This is a genomic window from Aquimarina sp. AU474 (genome assembly GCF_900312815.1).
Lineage (GTDB): Bacteria > Bacteroidota > Bacteroidia > Flavobacteriales > Flavobacteriaceae > Aquimarina.
This window is the reverse complement of sequence record NZ_OMPE01000004.1, coordinates 257,483-281,542: the sequence shown is the minus strand read 5'-3', so window position 1 is coordinate 281,542 and position 24,060 is coordinate 257,483. Positions and strand designations below refer to the sequence as shown.

12 protein-coding genes are annotated in these 24,060 nt (G+C 33.5%); all 12 read right to left on the bottom strand.

Annotated elements, in window-relative coordinates:
• Positions 1-8: 8 nt before the first annotated feature.
• Entirely contained in the window at positions 9-2,114 is a 2,106-nt protein-coding gene (locus DK508_RS02440) for a fibronectin type III domain-containing protein (RefSeq protein ID WP_109299155.1), read from the bottom strand.
• Positions 2,107-6,846 carry a hypothetical protein gene (locus tag DK508_RS02435; protein ID WP_109299154.1) on the bottom strand — a complete coding sequence of 1,580 codons (4,740 nt, stop codon included), beginning with the start codon at positions 6,844-6,846 and terminating at the stop codon, positions 2,107-2,109. The genes DK508_RS02440 and DK508_RS02435 overlap by 8 nt, the downstream gene beginning before the upstream one ends.
• 59 nt (positions 6,847-6,905) lie before the next feature.
• Positions 6,906-7,499, bottom strand: coding sequence for a porin family protein (locus tag DK508_RS02430; RefSeq protein ID WP_109299153.1), 594 nt, complete (start codon positions 7,497-7,499; stop codon positions 6,906-6,908).
• A gap of 357 nt (positions 7,500-7,856) precedes the next feature.
• Positions 7,857-8,570 carry a hypothetical protein gene (locus DK508_RS02425; protein ID WP_109299152.1) on the bottom strand — a complete coding sequence of 238 codons (714 nt, stop codon included), beginning with the start codon at positions 8,568-8,570 and terminating at the stop codon, positions 7,857-7,859.
• Between the two features lie 3 nt (positions 8,571-8,573).
• The gene (locus tag DK508_RS02420; protein WP_109299151.1) at positions 8,574-14,870 is read right to left on the bottom strand and encodes a DNA/RNA non-specific endonuclease; all 6,297 of its coding nucleotides are present in this window, start codon (positions 14,868-14,870) and stop codon (positions 8,574-8,576) included.
• A gap of 3 nt (positions 14,871-14,873) precedes the next feature.
• Positions 14,874-17,357 (bottom strand): hypothetical protein, encoded by a 2,484-nt coding sequence (locus DK508_RS02415; protein WP_109299150.1) that lies wholly within the window; start codon positions 17,355-17,357, stop codon positions 14,874-14,876.
• 115 nt (positions 17,358-17,472) lie between these two features.
• Positions 17,473-19,218 carry a YfiR/HmsC family protein gene (locus tag DK508_RS02410; protein ID WP_160114529.1) on the bottom strand — a complete coding sequence of 582 codons (1,746 nt, stop codon included), beginning with the start codon at positions 19,216-19,218 and terminating at the stop codon, positions 17,473-17,475.
• A 68-nt stretch (positions 19,219-19,286) separates the two neighbouring features.
• On the bottom strand, positions 19,287-21,944 hold the full coding sequence (locus tag DK508_RS02405) for a TonB-dependent receptor domain-containing protein (protein WP_255411286.1): 2,658 nt from the start codon (positions 21,942-21,944) through the stop codon (positions 19,287-19,289).
• Positions 21,945-22,161: 217 nt separating this feature from the next.
• On the bottom strand, positions 22,162-22,575 hold the full coding sequence (locus DK508_RS02400) for a response regulator (RefSeq protein ID WP_109299147.1): 414 nt from the start codon (positions 22,573-22,575) through the stop codon (positions 22,162-22,164).
• A gap of 12 nt (positions 22,576-22,587) precedes the next feature.
• Positions 22,588-22,986 (bottom strand): response regulator, encoded by a 399-nt coding sequence (locus tag DK508_RS02395; protein ID WP_109299146.1) that lies wholly within the window; start codon positions 22,984-22,986, stop codon positions 22,588-22,590.
• Between the two features lie 158 nt (positions 22,987-23,144).
• Positions 23,145-23,531 carry a response regulator gene (locus DK508_RS02390; protein WP_109299145.1) on the bottom strand — a complete coding sequence of 129 codons (387 nt, stop codon included), beginning with the start codon at positions 23,529-23,531 and terminating at the stop codon, positions 23,145-23,147.
• Positions 23,532-23,533: 2 nt separating this feature from the next.
• Positions 23,534-23,938, bottom strand: a complete 405-nt coding sequence (locus DK508_RS02385; RefSeq protein WP_109299144.1) for a response regulator — start codon at positions 23,936-23,938, stop codon at positions 23,534-23,536.
• Positions 23,939-24,060: the final 122 nt, after the last annotated feature.

Below are 24,060 nucleotides of genomic sequence, written 5' to 3'. Positions count from 1 at the left end.
TCTTCCCTTTAATATTCCACTTCAATTTTTTTTATTGGAGACTTTGCTCCCGAACTAAATGACGCCTGTAATAAATAGGTGTATTTAGAATTAATTCTTAAATCTGTATCTACAAAATTTCCTTTATCTGATTTAAAAACCTTATACAATGTTGGTTTTTTTTCTTCTTCAGCTCTGTATAAAGAAAACTCTGTTACTTCTTCTTGTTTGTACTTCCAGCTTAAACCAATCTTCTTCTCTTCACGATTTACCAATGCAGAAAATCTATCTATATCAGGTTTTGGTTTGTTATCTGGTAAACTTATAGTTAACGGGGTAACCGGTTCTGACTCCAAACCAGATTCATCCATAGTCACCATGGTATACAAATACACCACAATAGGTTTTGCAGTAATATCTTCAAAACTATTCTCTGGCAAACCTATATCAGCGATTAACTCCCATGGTAACTCTCCTCCTTTTTCTTTTCTATAGATTAAAGTTTTCGCCGCATCCAGACTGCTACTGGTTATCCATTTTAAAGTTACAACCCCTTTGTCTGCTTCAAACGAAGTAAATACTGGTTTAGTAGGGGGTATAATATCTGGTTTTTTAAGTTCTAATACTTCTGAAAATCCAGACGGGTTATATCGCTGATCAAAAGATTGAACCTTATAATATACTTTGCTATTTAATGTTTTGATATTTACAGTATCAATAATTTTACTTTCAGGAATAGGTCTAAATGTGATCTGTGTATATTCTTCATTATCTAAATTTGCTCTAAACACCCGGTAACCTAAGAAATCTGCTTCGGTATTGAGTTGCCAATTTAACTGAACCACTCCTGTAGAATCTATAGTTCCTGTTAATCCAATAGGAACAGAAGGAGGCACATCATCAACAGGTTGCACCATTTGTGGGAATGATACACGTCTACTACCATCTAAGCCTACTGCTGTAATTGTAAAATAATTCACCGAATTAAGGTTGGCAAACGAAGTACTTCGTGAGCCTTTAGAAATTTTTGGAATCACCACCCGATAATTTCCTTTTACCAAATCCGATCTGTTTAATTCAAAATGCGATAAAGAAACTAATCCTTCGTCTGGAAACTCCCACGTAATTATAGCACTGTTATTATCAGGTTGTAATTTGGCTTCTGTTATGGCTGGATTATAGACTAACGCTTTTCTTCCCGAACCATACACGGTTTTTGAAGGCGGACCTACTTCTCCGAAAGGAGATATCCCTTTAATTCTATAATAGTAATCTTTATCATTTCTTGGTAAACTATCTACATAAAACATTCGATCCGAAGGATTTTTTTCACGCTCACCCAGATTAGCAATAGGAACATCTTCAAGAGAATTAAAGGTATTTCCATTATCTTCTGATCGTTCTATGATATAGTTATTATATTGTCGTTTAAGCAATACAAAATTCCAACTTAACATCACGCTTTTATTATTGAATACCCCAACAAAATCCTTGGGTTCTGGTAATGGTTGAAAATCTGCTAACCCAATATATACTCCGCCAAATTTAACCTGATGTTTTTCTGGGGGTATCGCAGTAAAGACTCTATACAAATACTGTTCATCAGGTTTAACGTTTGTATCTATAAAAGCTAATCCTGAATATTTCGCCACCTCAAAATTTTGATCAGCGGCAAAAAGAGCGAAGGAAAATCTCTGTTCTAGAGCTTCAGCTTTATTTATAATACTAATAATATCATCCCCGCCTTGTTCTAGTTCTACATTAAAACTTTCTCCATATATTGCTTGAGCTGCAATAGCTGCATTATTATCTCGATTACTAAACTCTTCCCATTCCATCATAGGTTTAGGTAAAATAGGAGTAGCGGTAAGTTTTTCTACCTCTGGGCTTTGAAGAATAACCCCGGCCCTTACGATAGTTTTACGTTCTATAGTAAAACCATATTGGTTAGCATATTTCCAAGCTAAAGGCGTAGTCACTCCCCATCGCAACATAATTGCATCTTTGGTAGCTCTACCTATAACCTTAACTTCGGGTTTTTCCTCTCCAATAGGTTCTTGCGCTTGGATAGTCCAAGAAGAAACGAATACCAGAAGTATTATTATAAATTTACTATTTTTCTTCAATTCAATCATATAACGGGTTCGTATATTTTACCGTTTGTATTTTTCCAGATTTAACCTGTCCAGGCAATACATATTTCAACTCTGTTTTATACTTTCCTTTTCTCATTAAAGGGAAAGGTTCTGTAATTAGTTTAGCATATTTACTTTCATTAATTGCCGTTTCAGAATTCACTAATTTATATCTTAAATCTTCATAATCTTGATGATAATAATGCGTCAAGTTATAGCGATACGGGTTATACAACTCTGTCTCACCAGTGTATTCGTTTTCTAGATAGGTCAAATACCATGATTGTGGTTCTACTCCTTCAAGTGGCGGAACTCCTACTTTTTCGGTATCTCGATCCACAGTGATTGTACCTTCTAAAGGATAGTTTTGATACAACATTGGATATATTTGATTCTTATAATAAGAATCATCCGGAACGGCTCTAACGATAACCAATGGTGTGTTTCCTGTATAATCGCTACCTACTAATTCTGAAAGATCAAAAGGCTCTAGAGGATCAATTGCAGAGGATAATGTTAATCCGTAAGGATATGTAACATGTTCATACAACTCTTTATTCTCTTTCATTTGCCTCATTTTCTTATCAAAAGTTGTGTATTGACTCGTTCCAAATTCGAAGGTCAACAACTCTCTTTCTTCACCTTGTGTAATTACACCATCTGCAGTTCTGTTTTTTAACTCGACATCAGACCCAGATACATTACCTCCAGATGTTCCAGCAAACGAACCTGTTTTATCATCATCTGAAGTAACTTCTCCTCCCAAATTCTCTTTAGAATATGATTCTATTACATTGGCTGATATATCACTTTGTGGGGGGATTAACTGAATTTGAACCGAATAACCTACCTGTGTATTCATATTTTTAGGCAAACTATATGACAATTGTTTTTTGCCTTTATTATATCCAAAGCTTTCTTGTGCATCAACACCATTATTACCATTCATGTTCATGGATTTCTGCCAATTAGGAACAGCATCAAACAGATATGATTGCCCACGTTTCAAGTTAATATACCCTGTTTCGTATTCGTCTATAAAGAAATTCTTTTGCCCAACGGCTGGATACATATAGGCTATATTACTTAAAGGTATAGTTTTGGGGGCCTCACCTGTCGTAAAATTAACTTCCTTAGTTTCTATGGCTACTTTGCCTTCATCCATTATATTTTGCCAATTTCCATTGACATATTCTTCAAAATGGACTTGTACATATCCTTTTAATCCAGCATTAGGTGGCAGTATCTCATGCGAATAAAATACCGCTACGTCATTTTTATTATTCCATTTCACTTCTCCAACGATAGGGCTACCATCCTTAGAGACATCAAATTTGTCTAATAATATTCTATATTTTCTATCCCCTGTCTCATCAGGAATTTCAAAAACTTTATTAATCTGTAGATTAAACACCACTTGTGGTGCTGCAAATACATCTACATCTGCCGAACCTTCTTTTGGTGTCATATCACCAATAACTACTATCCCATCAAGAACACTACCGCCTACTATTTCACATTTCTCTCCTAATTCTACTTTAAATCTAAATCTACCTTTGATTAGACCACCAAGTAAATTATAATGCCCTCCTAAATATCCTCTAAACCACACAGGGTTAGGTAATCTTGCTTGAAGAATAACTGCCCCTCCTCCTTTTATAATGGGTATTTTTTTCTTCGACCCAAATAGTTTAAATGTAAGCCCTAATTCTCCTTGAAGATATGCATATGATTGGCCATTAGCATACCATCCATTTAAACCAATTTGTTCTGTACTTCCTTTACAACGTGCATCACCATAATCCTTGACCATGATATCAAAACCAATTCCTGCATCGAAGCGAGCATAAAATATCAAGAACGAAAGATCTCCTGTTGTTACACTTAAATGTGCACCAAAAGCTAGTCCTTTTCCTGCTTCTAAAGCATTAAGATCTCGTGTATAATCTAATTCAGATGCATCTATCCCTAGTATTTCTGCCACAATTGATGGCGGTGGTGGACTACCTGGCAGGCCATCACCGGCCATAAAGTAACTACGTGTCTCTAGTTTAAGAATTCCCAGATTTAAAGCAATACCTACTGGATCATCTGGTGTACCTATTAAAATATGCCACTCATCTGGTGCTACATAAAAATCCATCCACCCTGCTCTACCTCCAGGTCCTACTCCTTTTAGTATTCCAAAATTGATATAGATTTCTGATGTTGAATGGAAAATATTATTTACAAAATCATAACCAATAAACACATCTACAGTCATTGCTCCACTAGGTGATTGAGCTGGCAGACCTATCGTGCCCCCTACTGAAGCTATATCTCCTAAATTATCGGTTAGTGTTTCAAAGAAGTTACCTGGTAAAGCCGCAACTAACTCACCATGACCTTTGAAATAAATATCTTGAAGGCCTCCTGATTTTAAGAACGTCATTCCAAACTCTACCGTAGCATGAAATAATTCTTCAGAGTTTTGGGTAATAATTCCTACCGAGGCTTTTAATCCTAATCCACTATTAACGTCTGGTTTATAGATCACTCCTGATGTAGATGCTCCAATTTGAGTATATGCTGCATTTGGATCATTGGTAACCCCTGCCATTTTCATACGGTTAGATGCACCGCCCCCAAAGGAGTTAAGTGCGAAACCTGTAAAAATTGGTATTCCCGATGGTATAGTCACGCTGGCATCAGCAAACCAATATCGAAATTCTGGAGTCCTACCAAATAGTGCTTTTGCTTCTACATCTAGCTTTACTCCCTTTGTAAATTTTGCACCTACAGCACCAGCAAATCCTTTCCCATATGTTGGGTCATTATCGAAGATAAAGATTGCACCTTTAAGTTCCATTCCGGCAACTTCCATCTGGATAAATACACGCTCCAGTTTTACTCCATCAAATTTCCAACGATCTCTTCCGTCGGTTTCATCCAGTTTCCCTTTTACGATAAGAGTCGATCCTCCTCCATTACCTCCATCACTCTCTGATGTAAGATTTATATTAAAGTTAAACAGAAGTTCTGCTGTTTTACCCCCTGCAGGCGTTCGCAAACCTATTTCATTAACTGTAAGCGGGAAATTGGCAATTTTCATCTCTCCTCGATACCCAAAATAAGTAACCGAGAATTTTGGAGACTCGGTTTGCAAAAGCATATTTTCAAAAACGATTCCTTTAAAATCCACAGTTTTATCTTGTGATTCGGATGCATTGTTATTGTTATCGTCCTCTCCTCCTTTTAGTCCAGAGGCTATATTTACAGTACCATTCAAATTGGCTTTCGGTTTAAACTTACCGTCTTTAACCTTCATCTCTATAAAAGAGTCTTTGGTCAAAATTACCTTAGCACTCCATACATCAAAATCAATATCTTTGGTACTGGTTACTCTTAGTGTATATTCATCTGGCTGTATAACTGCGGCATACTTTAAGCGATCTATTTTAGAAACTGGCAATACGAGCTCTCCATCAAACTCTCCTGCGCGTAGTCTATTTGTTTCTATATCTATTAAAAACCTATCTAATGAAAACTTCCATTTGGATGCAGATCCTTCATCGATAGAAATTATATTTTCTCCAATAAATTTTCCGGTTACTCCTTGAGAGTCAATTATCAAATTTGAGGCACCAAAAGTTACTCTCTTATCTTGATTTTTCTTTTTAAATTCTTTGGGCAATACAACTTCGAGGGTATTAATATACACTCCTCTCCACAAATCTGGATTTTCGCTATAATATTTACTTAAGTAACTTCCTGGCATCGCAGGATCATTGCGTAAATCACTAAAATCAAAAATTGCAGTATTTAACCTAAATGTTGTTCCTTTTAAACCTTTTACACCAAACTCGGGTAATGATATATTTACAACAATATCATTCCAATCTCCAACTACGGTTCTAAAACTAGATTCTACATAACCCAATTTTTCCTTACCATCTTTATCTACTGGATATAAAAAAGTGTTCGAAAATTTGATGTCGGCATCGATTCCTAATTCTTTAAACCCTGAACAATCAATCAAGGCATAGGTAGCAGGTTCTTCAAAACTTCCTTTTAGGGTAACTAACACTTTACCACTATCAAAATTAAAAGTAAATTGCGAAATCAAAGCCAGTTTAGCATCACCAACAATTCCTCCTTCATGAGATAATTTAATATCGTTTCCTCCCAAAATAAGAACTCCTTTGGGTGTTTCAACTTTAAGAAAAACAGTCAATTCTGTAAAGGCTGGTTTAAAAACAGCTTTTGCAATACCAACGGTATATGTTACATTACTAATTTTTTGCGGACTGATCGCAACAGGTAGTTCTTGAAGAACATCTTCGGTAAGGAGATCTACATAGTTTTGACTTTGGTCGATAGTGGCAAATGTATTTTCTGCCATATCCAACCATTTCTTATTTTTAAGAGAATCCTGGGTATTAAATTGGAACCCCTCTTTTATCTCTTCCATCATTGGCTTGGAAACCACTTCTGGAATATCAAATCTATCTAAAGATTTAAAATTACGAAAAGCTTTTACCGGTAATGCGGTTTTTTTGATAGCCGAAATCTCAATAGGTTCGGATAACGTATCCTTGTTCTTATCACTTTTTTCTACTTCAGTCTCTGAAACACCCTTTAGAAATTTAAGATGTATAGATGTATTGTTAGTAATACCAAAATCTGTAGCCGCATGAGTGGTTACAGATAGTAAAAGGTATATAATTGTAAGGAATCGTAATTGTCTAGCCATAAATAAGAACCCCTATTAATGTGTTAGTATTTTGTTATTGTCGAGTAGTATTATTTTGATTAAAATAAATAACCTACCGATAACTGAAAGACACCATTCGCATCCTCAAAGTTATTATCATCTTCAAACACATTAGATAAGCCTACATTATATCTAGCCTGTGTAAAAAAGTGTTGTGTCAAATTGTATCCTAAACCGAAACCAAAACTAAAATCAATGTTCTTGAATTGATCTTTTGCATCTTCTTCTCCCTGTAGCACACCGTCTATAGTATCTTGCACCCCTGCATCTATTAAAATCCCCAATTGCGGACCTGCCTCGACACTTAATCCTTTAGTCAAATAGTATTTCGCTAATATGGGTATATTGATATAGTTTAATCGAAGTTTGGTTTCTATATTTACGAGTTGTCCATTTTCGGCCGATGCTCCTTGCTCCGAGTATAATAATTCTGGTTGAAGTGCAAACTTATCATTAAACTTAACTTCTAGTACAGCACCCCCATGAAAAGAAGTTCGACCACTAATATTTGGAGAATCTCCAGACAATGTTGAAAGGTTTAATCCCCCTTTAACTCCGAATTTAATTTCTTGCGCCTGCGAAACTGCGGTTATAAAAATAGATGTAAGTAAAAAGAGTACAATTTTATTCATAATTAGGTTAGTTTATAAAAAATTGATGATTAGGTTTTAAAATGTGGTACAGTGTAGAAATACCCAACATAGAGGCGCATAAAATCGTTATGATTTCAAAAAGGAATATACTTATGTGAAGTAGTAATTCTAATGTCATAATTTAGGGGCCAACATTGGAAGAGCGAAAATACAAAAATTAACTGCATCTTAACAATTTTTAGAGCATTTTTTGAGCTAAACGTTAGTAAACCAATTTTTTAGAGTTTATATTATTTCCAAAAAAGAATTTATCAAGATTATACAATCTATTTAATCTCCTTTTCAAAAATATCATTTATAACTTTTACACATACATTTATAAATGTAAAAAAATGTTTATGTTAACAAGTCATCATATGTATATGAAATGTATTCATCAAAAGTATCATAAGGGATGGAATTATGAGGTGATTTAACCTCTAGTACATTCCATTTTTCCCAATCATCTTTCAATTCTTCGTTAGTTATTCTAAAATGCTCTAAAAATGCTTTTTCGAATTCATTTGAAATTGGCATCAACAAAACTCTTTCCTTAAGGTCCTTTGTTAACTTGATATATGTATTCAATTTACCTCCTTTAATCTTAAAAACAAACACCCCATTATCCCAACTATTATCATACTGTAGCTCTCCATCATCATCGATATAGGTAGGAATCATATCATTCTTTTGTTCATACTCAAAAATTGACATTATCATTTTGTCATTAATCCATTGATAAAATACATTCGCTGTATTTAATTTATCTAATTTCTCTTTTTCTTCGTCCCACCAAAATTTCTCGTTTTGCTTTCCATTAGAAAATACTTCTATTTCAACTTTATTAAAACGATTTACTTGATCATTAATTAGTTTATTATATTTTTCATCAATTATTTCTGAGATATCAAAAACTCCAAATCCACCCAAAGGATTTAATTCATTTTGGTATGAAAACATAATTTTTGGATTAGAAGAACCACTTTTAGAATATTGTGTAGTAAAAATTGCTTTATCCCATTCAACATTCTCCAAAATTTCGAAAAGTTTCTTATTAATCTCTATATTCATTTTTTATGGGTTTTTTATTACGAAAGGACCAATAGACGCAGGTGTTCCGTTTTTGGTTACTATTATTCTTATTTCCTTAGGGCGTTTAGAATTTCCTTCAAAAACAAATTGCATTTCAGCTGAAATTTTAGCGTTACCACTTGCTTCTTTTAATTCGGAAATACTTTTCTCCATCTGATACCATTCACCATATTGGTTTTGAGCAGAATTTTGTGGGAAATAGTTAATTTGTTCTGAAGGGCCAGCCCATTGATTTCTAAAAATATGCCCTCCATCATCATTTGGTTTCCCATCTTTCACTTTCTTAGTATGTTGTTGATAATCTTCTTTTCGTGGTCTCGAGCCTATTCGAAGATCATCAATTGTTGCCCTATCAACTCGACCAAAATTATCTGTCTGAAATATAAAATTATCATCAACAACGTATTTAAAATCCTTCATTAAAGGCGGATCAACATTTAATAATTTGTTCCAACCTCCATTACCAGATTTCCCTGTACCTGCAACGGCTTCGAATCTATCTCCAAAAATTTTCGCCCATTCAAATCCATTCTTATCAACCAATACTAAAATTCCATCAGAGTTCTTAACAACCTTCATTGTAGACGGCAATCTATTGATCATTTCAATAAATTCATCATACCTTGCGGTACCACCCAACAAAGACAATAGATCTGATTTTACTGTATCACTAATTCCATTTGACAATTTTCTTCCTAAAGTGACGTAATTATCTGTAGCATTAAGACCGCCTGTGGGTAGGTCAGCGAACTCATCCAAGGAACCATTAGGATAAGCTTTATACCATTGTCCTGTTTCTATAAGTCCGTTGTCATAAATTTTCATTTCACCAACCGAACCTACGACTTCTCTTCCCAAAATTTGAGACAGTTCTACAGCACTCTGTTGATCATTACAACTTAAGAGTCTTACCGTTTTATCAGATCCTTTAACTTGTATTAAAGCGGCCAACTCATCTGCCGAGATTTCATGATTAACATTATCTATTAAAACAGCAAATTTATTATTAGGAGCACTATGTATTAGTACGTCTAAATATTTATCTCCATCACTTAAATTACCTTTCACAGTGTTCACTAAATCGTCTCCAATTTCAAGAACATCATCTATTAAGTGTTCGGGTTTTAATTTAGAACCTAAACTTTTAATCTTATCTAAAGCCTTTTCTAATTTTGCAATTCTTGCAGCATCCGCTATATCAGCATTCTTAAAATCCTTGATATCTTTTTTCAATAATTCTTCAGAAAGCTTTATCTCCGAAACGTTAAGTTTATTTAATTCCGAAATATTATTTCCATCATTAATATAATCTGCTAATTTTTCCGTTCGGTTAACAACATCAAAATTAGTTAAAGCCTCATTATCTATTACTTTAGAAAGTTTTTTAGTGGACACAGCTAAATCTGCCATACTCAAAACTCCAGTAGCTAAACTTACGGCGTTTAAGTAGCCTGCAATTTCGTTATTTTCCTCCCTAACACCAGTTGCCACAATACTTGACACTGAACTTATTTTATCAGCATAATAAAATGCTCGTCCCCAAGCGTTTAGTTGCCCTCCCGGTATTACCAATGTTGCAATATCAACAGTTGTTTGTATTATATCCGTTTTCGTTTGGGCTCCGTCTACTTCACTTGCATAATATAATAACAAAGCGGGTGCAGGAAGAGCTTGAGGTTTTCCTGTATCATCCTTGAACGTAAAAGATTTTAATAGAGCATTTTTGGATAAATTCGTAAACATTGTAAAGTCAAATGCATCGTATTCAGCAGAATACTGTGAATCTACTTTAAAGCCCCATTTCAAATTTTGTTTAATAGAAATAGTATTACTCGAAGTCAAAGAAGCGTCTACTGCAAGAAATTTATCAGTCTGATAATCTGTATAATTGTAAATTGCTCCTACTACCCCCGCACTATTCCCCGCGCCATGTTTTAAATGAGTCCACCCTCTTCTAAGGATATTTTGATATTCGTTCTGAAAAGAAAATAAATTACTCTCTAACTTGGAATTTAACTCAACCAATTCTCCCAATTGCTTATCTAAAAGATACGTTTTCAACTCTGCCAAATCAAACTTAAAACTACTCGATTTATAATAATGCTTAAGTAAGATTTGCATTAAAGACTCTCTATTATCTCCAGGGAAAAACCAGCTAGAATCGTCTACTTTATTAAATAAAATTCTCCAATAAGGCGCTTCTTCTTCTTGCAATGCAGGATCATCATCATCTCCTTTGAAAAGATAATTAGCTGTATTATTAGTCAAAAATGTAATAAGATCATCTTCATTAAAAGAGCTGTTGACGTATTTAAGTAACCTGGTAAGTGCTTTTTCTTCATAATCTCTTAAATCATCATTATCTTCATCATTACCAACATATAAATTATTCAGTAATATTTTTTCAATAGCTTTTAACCTATTATCTTGCGAAATACCCTGTAACTGATCATTACTTGCCCTTGCTACACAATAATATATCTCTTCAGCTGTTTTTTCTGCTAAACTATCTAAGCACTCTTTATTATTTTCTGATCCGGTTTTAATGTATTCCTTAAGCCCACTAATAAACTCTTGATAGAATTTATAAACCTCTTCCCTGTTCTGTTTACTTACATTATCTTTCCATCGGCGATATAAGCTATTTGGATCATCAACATTACTGATGGTTACATGCTTCTCTTCCCATGTTCCCTTATTATACCCTATTATCTGACTTAAAATATTAGCATTAACATTTAAGTAGTTCTTTTTAGTCAATGCATAGATATTCCATTGATCGAACCATTTGGCATACTCATAAAACATTACGGGGTGCCTATTTTGTATTTCTGCTATCTTAACAATTAAAAACACCTCTGACTTCTCATTATGAGAAACTGTCGTTATCCCTTCTATTAGAGTTGTAAAGTCAGTAAACTGATTAATGTCAATATATTTACCGTTAAGAATTTTCAGTTCTTCCTCTGTAACAGATGTTTGTTCAGTTCCTATAATGGATGAAATGTTTTCGAAACTATGTTTTTCTAAAGGTTTATTCGATTGAAAAAGGCTTAATTTTTTAAATTCATTACTTAAAATACTAAGTATTGGTTTTTCAGTAGTTCCGCCTTCATAGAGTTTTAAAGAAAGATTTGAAAACTTGTAATTAAACCATTTACTATTTGTTTTTTCGTATTCACCATATGGCAATCCTATAACAATTGAATTATCATCATTTGGAATACTAAAACTCTTATGAGAATAATCGTTGTTATAACCAGCAAAATTATTATTAGATATTCTTGAGAAGTATTTATTACTTTTATTTTTTGTTTCTACAAAACCATGAAGTGTTCCTGGAATTAAATCGATATATGTATCATTCTTTATACCATGATAAAAGATTGGTGAATAATCTTGAGACAAAATAATTCTCTCACCTGATGGTGTTAAATAAGCATAATAATACTTCCCATTTGAATCTTCTTTACAGTTACCTTCACTATCACAGGAGTATTTTTTTTCATTAATTGATAATTCTTTATGCAGAGAAGTTCTAACACTTTCCCCATCTTCATCATCTTGGAAAATATACAATTTCAACCCAGGAGCGTGGATTTTTTTCCAATCCATATGGTTTAAGACAGTACCATTATTTTTCCCGTCCATTAACCAATTGGTACTTCCTGAGCTAAACCCATAATTATCCCATGGATGTTCTAAACCAAATATTCCATGTCCCAGTTCATGAGCTATGGTTTTCACCAAATTATTTGGATTAAAAGCAAAACCATATTGTCTCTTCAATGGCATAAATCCTTGTAAATCTCCTTTTGAAGGCTTTATATCATTTCCTAAAACAAAAATATAGTATCGATTTTTTTCATAGTTACCTTTGTCTTTATAATACTGATTTATTGCTCTTTCTTCTGCTGTATATTGAGCCAACAAACTACTATCTCCTACATCTATAGCATTATTACCATCAATATCCCATATACTTTTACCAATACTTAAAGGGTCCTCTATTTTGATATTAAAATTAACTCCTGCCTTATTATAAATTTCGTTAATACCGCCAATTACGTTATTGGATACCGTAGTGTTAACAGGTACTATAGAAACATTAATATCTTTTACTTCTTGAGAAGCCAAATGCACCATATTAAATACCCCAGCTATTGCATATTTTCCGCCAGAATCTTTTGGTTTTAGTGTTGCCAATACCTCTTCGATCGCATAATCAAATTTTTTCTGAAGTTTTAAGGTGGCTATATCTCCACTCCATGTTGCATTTACTTTTACACCATCTTTAGTTTTAAAAGCAATATCATCTTTGGTAATTGTATTATCTGAAAATGTTACTTTGGCCGTTATAATATCTTCTTCATGACCTGCTATACTTGCTATGGCTTTGTGCGGCACTATATATTCTCCACCATCAGAAATTGTAATCGTTTTATACTCACCCTTTACTTTATCTACAACATTACTAGGTGCAGCATCAAAATAATAATAGCCAGATTCCTCAAAATCCACACGAACTCCTTTGGCAGATATTTGAGAAACGCCATTCTGATCCATACCTGTAGTATTATCAGTAGTAGCAGCTCCTCCTTCACCTTTTTCTCCTTTAGTTATGGTCCCATCTTCTCCTACGGTCCATGGGGTACCTTCACTATCTGTAATGGTTATATCTCTACCTCCTGGAATAATTGCTTCTTCTCCATTTTCTCCTGTGATTACTATAGCTCCATTCTCATCAATCTCTACAGATGCTATTACAAAATCAACCGCTTGATCATCAGTTCCACCTTGATCACCTGTTACTCCTTCACCCACATTAGTATTTACATCAACGGTCATGGTAGCCCCTTCTCCAAAAGTAGGGTCATACAAGGTAACTATCTCACCTTCGGCCAGTTGATAGTCAGTATTTACCAAAATCCCGTTAAAAGTCACTCCAAATCGTGCAAACTCAAAATACGGAACTCTTACATATCCTTTTCCGGTAATTCTACCTCCAGATTCACTATCAATTTCGGTAATCGTTACTACAAAATCTCCAGCAGTAATTCGATCTCCTATTAATAATCCATCTATTGGTTCTCTATTGGTTATTGCTATTTCATCAGGTACGATCCCACAATTGTAATTTGCCGTTTCATCCTGAGCAGCTTCTGTAGATACACGTTGTGGTTGACTAAACTCTCCGTATTGATATTTACATTTACCACTTACTTTATATTCATATGTAGTATTAGGTTTTAAATCCCAAACCGTTGCCCATCCGCTATTAGTACGCATAGTAAACCATTGTGCTCCGCTTTTATCAGCTTCACGATACGCAATTGTATATTCTGTGTATACTGAAGGATCTTCATCCCAAAACACATTAATTTTAGAAATCCCTTTAGGTTCTGCATATACATTAAATGGAGTTGCACAAGGTTCGGTTTTAGAGAACCAAAAAATTTCACTTTTTCCCTCGTTTTTAAACAATCCTATTTCTTCTGCTCCCTGCAACGCCTTAGCTTGTACTCTCCAGGCATATCGTTTATTATTTAACAATAGCGGTTGTGCTGGGCCATATACAAATGAATTAGCCCTAGTGGTAGTTTGAAATACTGGAGGAGAAGATAAAAAAGCTGTTTGTGGATCCACACCATCATCCCATATCTCAACAATGCTTAATTCGTACTCTACATTACTTACATTAATATGTCGTGGTGTCCATTGAAATACAATATTATCAACCGGTTGAGGTTCCATATTGGTTCCATCCAACGGTAAATTAAGCAACGGTGGTTCATTTTTAAATATATATGTGGTAGCACATGTTCTTGACGAAAGGCGGTTACCTGTAACAAAATCAAAAACTTCAAAACAAAACTGATAACTTCCTTCGGGTATCGTTTGAGCATATATGTTTGCATTTATACCTCTTAAGTTTTGAAACTCAAAATATGGCGCCAGTTCTGTGTTTCTTAATATCAACGGAGCACCACCATCAATAAACAAGGGGTTTCCTCCAACTACCAAATCTCTACTTTCAAAAGCTATACCTTGTCCTTCAAAAGATACCTTTAAACGAACCTGAAGATTGCTTATCGAAATATCACTAAGAAGCAATTGAACTTGAAGTGGACTATTAATTGTCGTTCCATCTGCATAGTTATAGAAATTTACTGGTGCTGGTGAATTTACTTGGGGCACTACAGTAATAGGAAATCGTTGCGCATTGGATTGTAAAACGCAACATGTAATAAGAACAAGAGTAAGTAAAAGTTTCTTCATAGGTTAGTTCTTTTCTATATACTTTAAATCAAATTTATCTGGATCTGTATGATTGATTGATTCTTTCATATAAAAGTCGATAATCTGGGTAATCAAATATAACTGAATTTTTTGAGCATCTTCTCCTTTATCTCTCATCCGGAACATATTCTCTTTCTCCAGCTCCATTAATTCACTCAGATATTGATCCGATTTTTCTATTTTATCCAGGCTTTTATAGCTCTTAATAATAGGTAACATCCATCGATGACCTATAAGTCGTCCTAAGGCAATACCGCTATTTCGCTCAAGTCGATTATATTCTTTTTGAATATTTTGAGATGCGTTCCGCCTTTTCTCAATAGGTTTGCCATGTAGTTCATGATTATCCAGAGCTACTTTAGCTTTTACAAAAGCTTTCTCAAACGCATAATCCAAACGCTGCATATCTCGTCTTAACTCCAACATGGTTTCGAACACCATTTCATGATAACCAGACAAAAAATCCTCATAACTATACAATTCTTTGAGATAACCAAGTGCTTTAGGTCTGTACTCTTTTGGATCCTTCTGATCAGCCACGATTTCTCGAAGCATGGTCAGTTCTCCTTTTTTATAACCAGGAATATGATCAAAGTAAGAGCTATTTTGTAACGTCTTCAATTTACCATTAATCTCAGACATTGTTCCTTTATATGTAGAATCTCTATACTTAAACTGGATGATCTCATCCCTATTCGCCTTTTTACCCTTCTTTGGTTTTTCTTTTTTCTCTTTTTCTTTTCTTTTAGGCAGTTTTATTCGTGGTTTAAACTTATCAAACGTATAGTTATACGCAAAAGTGGCAGTAAAATCCTGATTAGAATTAGTTATATTATTCCTAAGTTGGGTTAATAAGTTTAAACTAAAATTGTGTTTTTTTAAATAAGTATAATTACCGCTAAGCCTAATATTGGTTACCTCAGCTTGTTTTTCTCCATTACTATTAGATTGATTATAACTCACTGAACCTGTGGTTCGTAATTTTTTTTCAAAAAATTGCTTATTTACAGAGACTGTAGGTCCAAAAGTGAGACTATTATCAGCTCCTATTGTACTATAACTAACATTAACCGCTGTCGAAACATTAAGACTACTTTTAGGATATCCCATACTATATGCGGCGTTACCGTTATAAAAATTAGAATCTCCATTTTCGGTAATTTCTCCCCCTTGTTTATTGATTGCATTTTGAAAGGACAATGCAATATTCAAGTTTCGTCTTTTAGACTCGGTATCTTTAAGTATATAGTTTGCATTAAGATTAGCATTTTGAGATATCTGTTGAAAATCTAAGGTGTCCAAATTATCTAACTCTGATACTTCATTGATAAAATCAAATTGATTTTTAATATTAGTAAATGATTGAAAGTTAGAATATCCTCCAGAAAAATTAAGTTTCTCTGATGCCGTATAGGTAACATTTACGGCACTTACTACTCGCTGTAATTGAGAACTCTTGGTATTATCTAGGTCATCTTTTTGTAACCCACCATTAAAAGATAGATTTACCTTATCTCCAAAAAGTGTTTGCGTTGCGTTAAGTGTTATGTTTTCAAGGTCATTATTAAAAAAATATGCTCCAAAAGTTCTATACTGAGGGTCTATATATTCATAACCAACACCTATGCTTCCCTGACCCACCTGATATGTTAGATTAGCATTATAGGCTTTAAAGTGTTCTGTAGTTGCATTATTATTCAATAATGCCGATAAAATAAAGGGGCTTTCTTCTTCTCCTACTGCATCAATGTCTTCTGTAATTGCCGATGATGCGGCTTCTATGCGTATCTCTCCTTTATCAAAAAGCTTTACCGAACCTTCAACACTCGCTACTATATTTTCTTTAGCTTGTAACTCCAGTTCTATCGGCACCGGCGTATCTAGAGAGTTTTTATCATCTGTTGCTTTAAAAAAGGTAAGTCCGACAGAAAATTGATCGGCTGTATATAGTGTTTTCAATCCATATCCAATACGTTTATATGCTGGTTCAGATTGTGGATCTTCCTCTACATATTCTGATTCTTTTAATAAACGCCCATACATTGCACTTATCTTAAACTTACCTTCTGGAGTAAGATCAACACCCAGTCCTGTAAATTGATGTCCACTCAAGGTATACGGAGAGAATGTCATACTTACATCCCCAATATGTGCAGTTACCCATTTATATGATGGATGTATACTAAGTCTATTAAAAGAAAATGGATTACTGTTTTCAAATTTTTGATTTGAATAAGAAAATGAAAACGGAATATTATAAACTCCACTAATATTCAAATTTACATTACCTGTAACAAAATATGTAAATGGATCTCTATTAGCTTCTCCTTCGTAGAAAACAGTATTTGCTGCAACACCACCAGTGAGCTTAAATAACTTAGCTTTCCCAATTTGTCCTAAATCCTGAGACCAAATAACAGTGGGAATACATAAAAAGAAAATATAACCAAGTAATTTAGGGGCCAAAAGTTAGTTTTTTTCCTAGGATTGAAGCGCGAAATTATCTCTTTTTGATGAGGTTACCAAAAATCCTAAATGCTTTTTAATGAAAAACTTGCATAATTAAATACCCTATTCATTATCAATCATTTTTCACAGGAATCGTAAAATAAAAAGTACTACCTTTTCCAAATTCTGAAGTTAACCATATTTTACCTCCATGAGACTCTACAATTTTCTTACAATGCGCTAAACCAATACCTGTTCCTTGAAATTTTTCTCTAGAATGAAGTCTTTGAAAAATTGCAAATATCCGTTCCCTATGTTCATCAGGAATTCCTATTCCATTATCCTTTACAGCAAACTTCCAATACTCCTTAGGCCCTTCACTTATATCAGTAATCTTAACACAAGATATATCTATTTTAGGCTCAACATCTGATTCTCTAAATTTAATACCATTACTAATCAAATTTTGTAACAACAATCGAAGTTCTATTTCCGAGCCTTTAACAACAGGTAAGTTCTTTACAGTAATTTTGGCCTTGGTTTTTTCTATGATATTTTTAAGATCTTTTTCTAATTCTGAAAACACTGTACTACAATCCACCAGAGTATACTCTTTGCCTCGCCCTAACCTAGAATATTCTAACAACGCATCAATAAGTTTTTTCATCCTGATACTCGCGTCTTTAATAAACGTGAGACTCTCTTTACCTACTTCATCAAAACTCTCTCCGTAATCTTCAGAAATTAAACCAATAAAACTAGAAATAGTATTTAACGGCTCCTGTAAATCATGACTAGCAATGTATGCAAATTGTTCTAATTCTTTATTTTTGGCTTCAAGCTCAAGTGACTGCTCGTATATTGCAAGATTTTTTTCCTGTAACTCTTTATTAAATTTTTTCTTTGCTACGTAACCTCTATAAATAATAAAACTCGCAAATAAGAAAAGTACAACAAGACTAATCAATAATATATTTATTTTCTTTTGCTTTCTAATTTCCGAAGTTTGCTGAACCAACACCTCTTCTTGATCTACAATTTTTGATTTTTGATCTTTTAGAATTTCACTCTGCTTTTGTATCTCTTCACTGCTTTCTTTTATTATTTCTCTTTGTGTTTTTATAAAAGAGATTTGCTCTTGAATGTTCTTTTCTAATTCACTCTCTATCAATATTTTTTCTTCATATTTTTTTTGTTGCACCTGACTTTTGGTGTATAAGTTCTCTATGTGTTTATGTTGTTGATTTATTTCTTCTTCTTTAACATCAATCTTCTTTTTTTGATTTTGAATCTCTTGCTCTTTGTTATCCAAGAGTGATTGTTGCTCCTTATTTTCTTTTTGAATTACATTTAAAGATTTTTCGGTATTTCGATATAATCGTTTCCATTTTTCTGAAGAGGAAATAGCGTATCTTTTTAACGTCGGAGCAATTACAAATCCTTCTTTTTCAATTCTGTTAGAATTGATTTCATACTCAAAAGAATCTCCTACATTGACCATATTTATCATTGAGGAATTGAAGTTATAGTCCTCACCGATAAGAAGAATATGCTTACCCGAAATTTTTCTTAACAAATAATGTATGTCATAATTATACTTATAATTTACATATAACAAATGAACATTTTTTATTTCCCGAATTTGCTGAAAACGTACTATTTCAACGGGCTTATTATATATCTTACGTTTTTGGGACATTGCCTGCAGATCAATAATTGTTCGATCAGGGCCCAAAACTCCAATTTTAAAAGTTTCTTGTTGTTCGACATCTGACCAACCCACTTGTTGTGCAAAATTAAAAATAAAAATAGCCCTCTGTAGTCGCTTGACTTCCTCGTTACCCGAATCTTGAGCCAAAACATTAACAGACAAAGCCATAAAAAAAATAGCAACTACTATTTTATTTAAATTATTGCTTGTATCGAATATGTTTTTAAATCTACATATCATAACCTAAGTAATACTCTCACAAAATAATTAGCCCCATTTACTCCAAATTGTTGCACTCTACGGCTATAGATAAAGCTTCCGTCTCCAGTATTAGCAGAGTGTTTATGTTTGTCCGGAAATATATTAAAAACGTTATTTCCTCCTATTGTACATTTTAAATAATCATTTACTTGATATGATATAGAAGTATCTGTAACCAATTTTGGAGAAAAAGTTTGATCTCTAGTTTCAACATTTCCTGTAAATTCGTTCAATACCCAATTGGCAATATCTCCATCTTGTGGATGTATAAATTTTACTTCTCCGAAAACAGTATTGACCATCTGAAATCTAAACTTATCAAAATCATATAACAGTAAGGAGTTTACTTTATAATTGGGTTGACCATACTCAACTCTTGCGATTTCTTCTCTATTAAATAAAACTTCTTCCTGTCCAACTAGTGCTGGCGAGACCATGATCGGTCCTTTAACCTTGGTTTTAGTAAGATTTACTCCCAAAGATGCATTTAACTCACCTCTATTAATCGGAGTTTTAAAAAATAAAACAGCATCTGCTCCTGATGTTTTAGAATCTATTGCATTAGTGAAAAATTGAGCAGCACCTACATCAAAAGGTTCTAGAATAGTTTCATAACCTTCGGCAAATCTCCCCGAAAGCACTATCCTATCTTCTATATCAATTAAATAATAATCTATACTATAGGTGAAATTATCATTAAATTTCCCACTTAATCCTGCGCTAAAATGGCTGGATAATTCCGGTTTTAATTGTCCTATTTCGAAAGCCTCAGTCACGATAGCACTTTCATTATTAAAAGTACCTACCTGAAGGCTTTCTCCGTTTACAAATTGCGTACTAATGTTTTGAAAAAATACCTGGTGTAAGGATGGCGCTCTAAAACCTGTTGAGAATCCAGCTCTTAAACTTAAATCATCATTGATCCTATATCGACCAGATAATTTACCAATAGTCTGACCTCCAAAATCATTATATGCCTCATATCGTACAGCTCCTCTAACTAATAATTTATCTGATAAGTTGGCCTCTACATCCAAATATCCCGAAGTATTTGTTCTAAAACGATTTAACTCGCTTTCAGGTTGAAATCCAGGAAAAACTTGAGCGCCAGTAATCCTGGGTTGCTCTACTCCCAAATCATTTATAAAGGTACTTCCTCCATTAACATACGAAGCTTCTTCTCCTGCAATAATTTGATAATTTTCTACACGTAATTCGGCTCCAAAGGCTATATTCACACCACTAAGCCAATCAAATGTTCTAGAAATATCTAGGTTAGTTGTATTTTGTTTATACGCAAACCCTCCTGCATAAAAAGTTCTTGGCGATGCTATTCCTAATGACGCATTATTAGAATTGTTAACTGTGTAATCTAATGTATTAATACCTATTGAGTGACTAAAATCTACATCCCATCCATTTTTCACTCCTTTAATCCCTCCTGCGACCGCATCATCTTGTATATCTGTAAGTATTTCGGGAGAGAAACCATTTGGAAACAATTCTAGAACTACTCTATCTTGACTCTTCGGGAAACGATAAAAGCCCTTAGATCTTCCTTCTCTATAATTCCTACCTCCATGAAAATAAAATGTAGCAGATTCAGACATTTTAGCCTCTCCATTAAAAGCCAATGTAAGATTTTGAGTTTCTGCACTCCCAATTTCCATAACACGTCTATTGGAATACCCAGTTTGTTCAAAAAAATTATTTTGCGCAATTAAAATTTGATCTTCTGCCACATCATCAGTGTAAACAGTACCGGTATAATCTCCTGCACGATTCACAGCATCTCTATCCCTATATTCTGCGGTAACATTTATATATCCCTCAGTTCCTATTTTTAAACCAAAGTTTGCAGAAGAATACAAACTAAACCCATCTCCTTCTGTAGTTACACTAACTCTATTATCTAATTGAATAATTTCAGTTTGTTTTTTCAGTATGATATTGATTACACCAGCGATAGCATCAGAACCATATTGCGAAGTTGCTCCATCACGCAAAACCTCAATACGTTCTATTGCCGCTATAGGTATTGCATTAAAATCAGTTCCTACAGAACCTCTACCAATGGTACCATTAACATTGAGCAATGAACTACTATGTCTTCTTTTACCATTAACCAAAACCAAAACCTGATCTGGTCCAAGTCCTCTAAGTGTTGCTGGATCAATATGATCAGTCCCATCTGCAATCGTCTGGTTAGTTGAATGAAATGAAGGAATTAGATAATGTAGGATATGGCTTAATTCTATTTGTGACGAATTGGTTAATTGTTGAGGAGAAACAATATCTACCGCCGCAGTATTTTTTAAAAGAGATTTTGGTTTTGCTCTAGACCCTAAGGAGACCGGTTGATCCATAGAAAATCCCGTTTCTAGAACAAAATCTAATTGAAAGGTTTCTCCAACTTTTACAGTTGCTGTTTTAGATACAGAAGTATACATAACAAATCCAGCATTAACGATATACTCCCCTTCTTCTACTTCGAATATATAATTACCATTAACATCTGTAGTGGTCATTTTATCTGTTCCTTCGATAGTCACTCTCGCACCAGGTAAATTGCCAAACTGATCAGAAATATTTCCCGAAATTTTGGCTCTGGATTGTGAGAAAGCGCTAGAAATGAAACAAAAAACAAGAATAGTAGTAAAGCATAATCTAAAGCTTACTGATGTATTCTTAACTCCTTTTTTTACGTTAGTTTCGATGTGTTAATGAGTTTTGAACTTTAATCATAAATCTTTTAAGGGTAACTAAAACTAATGTAAGTTAAGACAATTTGCAAACTTTTTAAGGCAATACCTCTTTACATTACGATTATCACCATTCAATTCGTAGTATTTAGGAACACATTGTAGAAGTTACATGATCAAAATACTTAGTTACCATATTGCAAACAATTTCTTTGGTAAGTATTTTATCTTGAAATTCTCTAATTTCCGAAGTGTTTTCTGCGAATTCCCTATCGTTTTCATCAAGTGCAGTACCCAACATTAAAATGATAATGGATCTCTTGTATTCCTCATTCAGCTTTTGATATTCAATGATAAACTCCCAACCATTCATAACGGGCATATTAACATCAAGAAATATCATTTGGGGTATAATTCCTGCCTTTAAGTAATCTAGGGCTTCGCTCCCATTTTTTGCTGTAAGTATCTCTGTTACTAATTCGGTCTTTTGAATTATTCTTTTATTATAAAAATTTGTTGCATTACTATCATCTACCAAAAGGATTCTTTCTATTTTATCCATCACACATAATTTTCATGAAACTTTGCTTAATAAATCTTCTAATAGCCCAAGTGACAATGGCTTATTGATAAAATCATTTATCAATTTATTTTCTATCGCTTTATTAATATCATTGGGGTCTGAAGAAGTAGTCACGATAAAAATTTTTATTCCAGCAGTTATCTCTTGATTAAGTTTTTTAAATTCGACAAGAAACTCCCACCCATTCATAGCAGGCATATTAAGGTCTAAAAATATAAAATTTGGTTTTACGTTTTTACCATCTTTTGATTCAATCAAATACTCTAAAGCTTCTTTTCCACTATACACCACTCGTATTTCATTAAATGAATCGTGTCTAGATAATACTTTTTTATTATAAAAATTAGTTGCCTTATCATCATCAATCAGCAAAGTACAATTAACTAACATGTTTTTAGGTTTTTAAGATGGCACAAAAGAAGTAATCATCTATGAACAAAATAGAAAAGAGGCAAAAATAAACAATAATTTCAGGTTAATCGGTAAAAAAACCAGATGAAATACATAATTCTTGTGTAAGAAAATGTAAACTACTAGAAGTAAAGACTCTAAAAGTACTTGGTAAGTATATTTTTCACTGCCTCTGTATTTAACATTTTTTCTTGAAATTCTTTTATTTCAAGAATGTCTTCAGCTTTTTTCTTTTCTTCATCATTTAGAGCCGTCCCCAACATAAGTACTATAATAGACCCTTTATACTTATTCTCCAAATTTTGATACTGTGTCATAAATTCCCAACCATTCATAACGGGCATATTAATATCCAAAAAAATAACTTCGGGTACAATTCCTGTTTGGATATGATGCAGTGCATCGTGGCCATTTTCTGCCATGACAATCTCCTCAACACATGCTATCTTTTCTATTATAGTTTTATTAAAGAAATTAGTCGCTTTACTATCATCAACAAGTAGAAAACGCTTTAATTTATTCATTATTAAAAATGATTTTGCAATACATTATCCAATAAATCTAGAGATAAAGGTTTATTTATAAAATCATCAACCGAATGATTCTTAGCTGATTCTTTAACATCATCGGGGTTAGAAGAAGTTGAAAGCAAAATTACTTTAATACCATTGGTCACACTATGATCCAATTTAGAAAACTCGATTAAAAACTCCCAACCATTCATTGCTGGCATATTTATATCCAAAAATATTAGATCCGGTTTTATTATCGAATCTTTTCCTACATCTCTAAGGTATTCAAGAGCTGCCAAACCACTTTGTACAGTATTAACTTGATGAAATCCCTGATGCCTGTTTACAACCCGTTCATTAAAGAAATTCGTCGCCTTGTCATCATCTATTAACAAGACGCAATTAACAGATTTTCCCATAAAAAAATTTCCAATTACACTCAAAGGAAATAAACTTATTTCAATTTCGCATCACAAAATTAAATTTTATGAAATAGTTTTCGTCTAAAAACTTGATTTTCACGATCAAATGATATTTCAAA

Coding starts and splice junctions, on each gene's coding strand:
- DK508_RS02440 (WP_109299155.1), bottom strand. CDS start 2,114: ATGATTGAATTGAAGAAAAATAGTAAATTTATAATAATACTTCTGGTA.
- DK508_RS02435 (WP_109299154.1), bottom strand. CDS start 6,846: ATGGCTAGACAATTACGATTCCTTACAATTATATACCTTTTACTATCT.
- DK508_RS02430 (WP_109299153.1), bottom strand. CDS start 7,499: ATGAATAAAATTGTACTCTTTTTACTTACATCTATTTTTATAACCGCA.
- DK508_RS02425 (WP_109299152.1), bottom strand. CDS start 8,570: ATGAATATAGAGATTAATAAGAAACTTTTCGAAATTTTGGAGAATGTT.
- DK508_RS02420 (WP_109299151.1), bottom strand. CDS start 14,870: ATGAAGAAACTTTTACTTACTCTTGTTCTTATTACATGTTGCGTTTTA.
- DK508_RS02410 (WP_160114529.1), bottom strand. CDS start 19,218: ATGGCTTTGTCTGTTAATGTTTTGGCTCAAGATTCGGGTAACGAGGAA.
- DK508_RS02400 (WP_109299147.1), bottom strand. CDS start 22,575: ATGGATAAAATAGAAAGAATCCTTTTGGTAGATGATAGTAATGCAACA.
- DK508_RS02395 (WP_109299146.1), bottom strand. CDS start 22,986: ATGTTAGTTAATTGTACTTTGCTGATTGATGATGATAAGGCAACTAAT.
- DK508_RS02390 (WP_109299145.1), bottom strand. CDS start 23,531: ATGAATAAATTAAAGCGTTTTCTACTTGTTGATGATAGTAAAGCGACT.
- DK508_RS02385 (WP_109299144.1), bottom strand. CDS start 23,938: ATGGGAAAATCTGTTAATTGCGTCTTGTTAATAGATGATGACAAGGCG.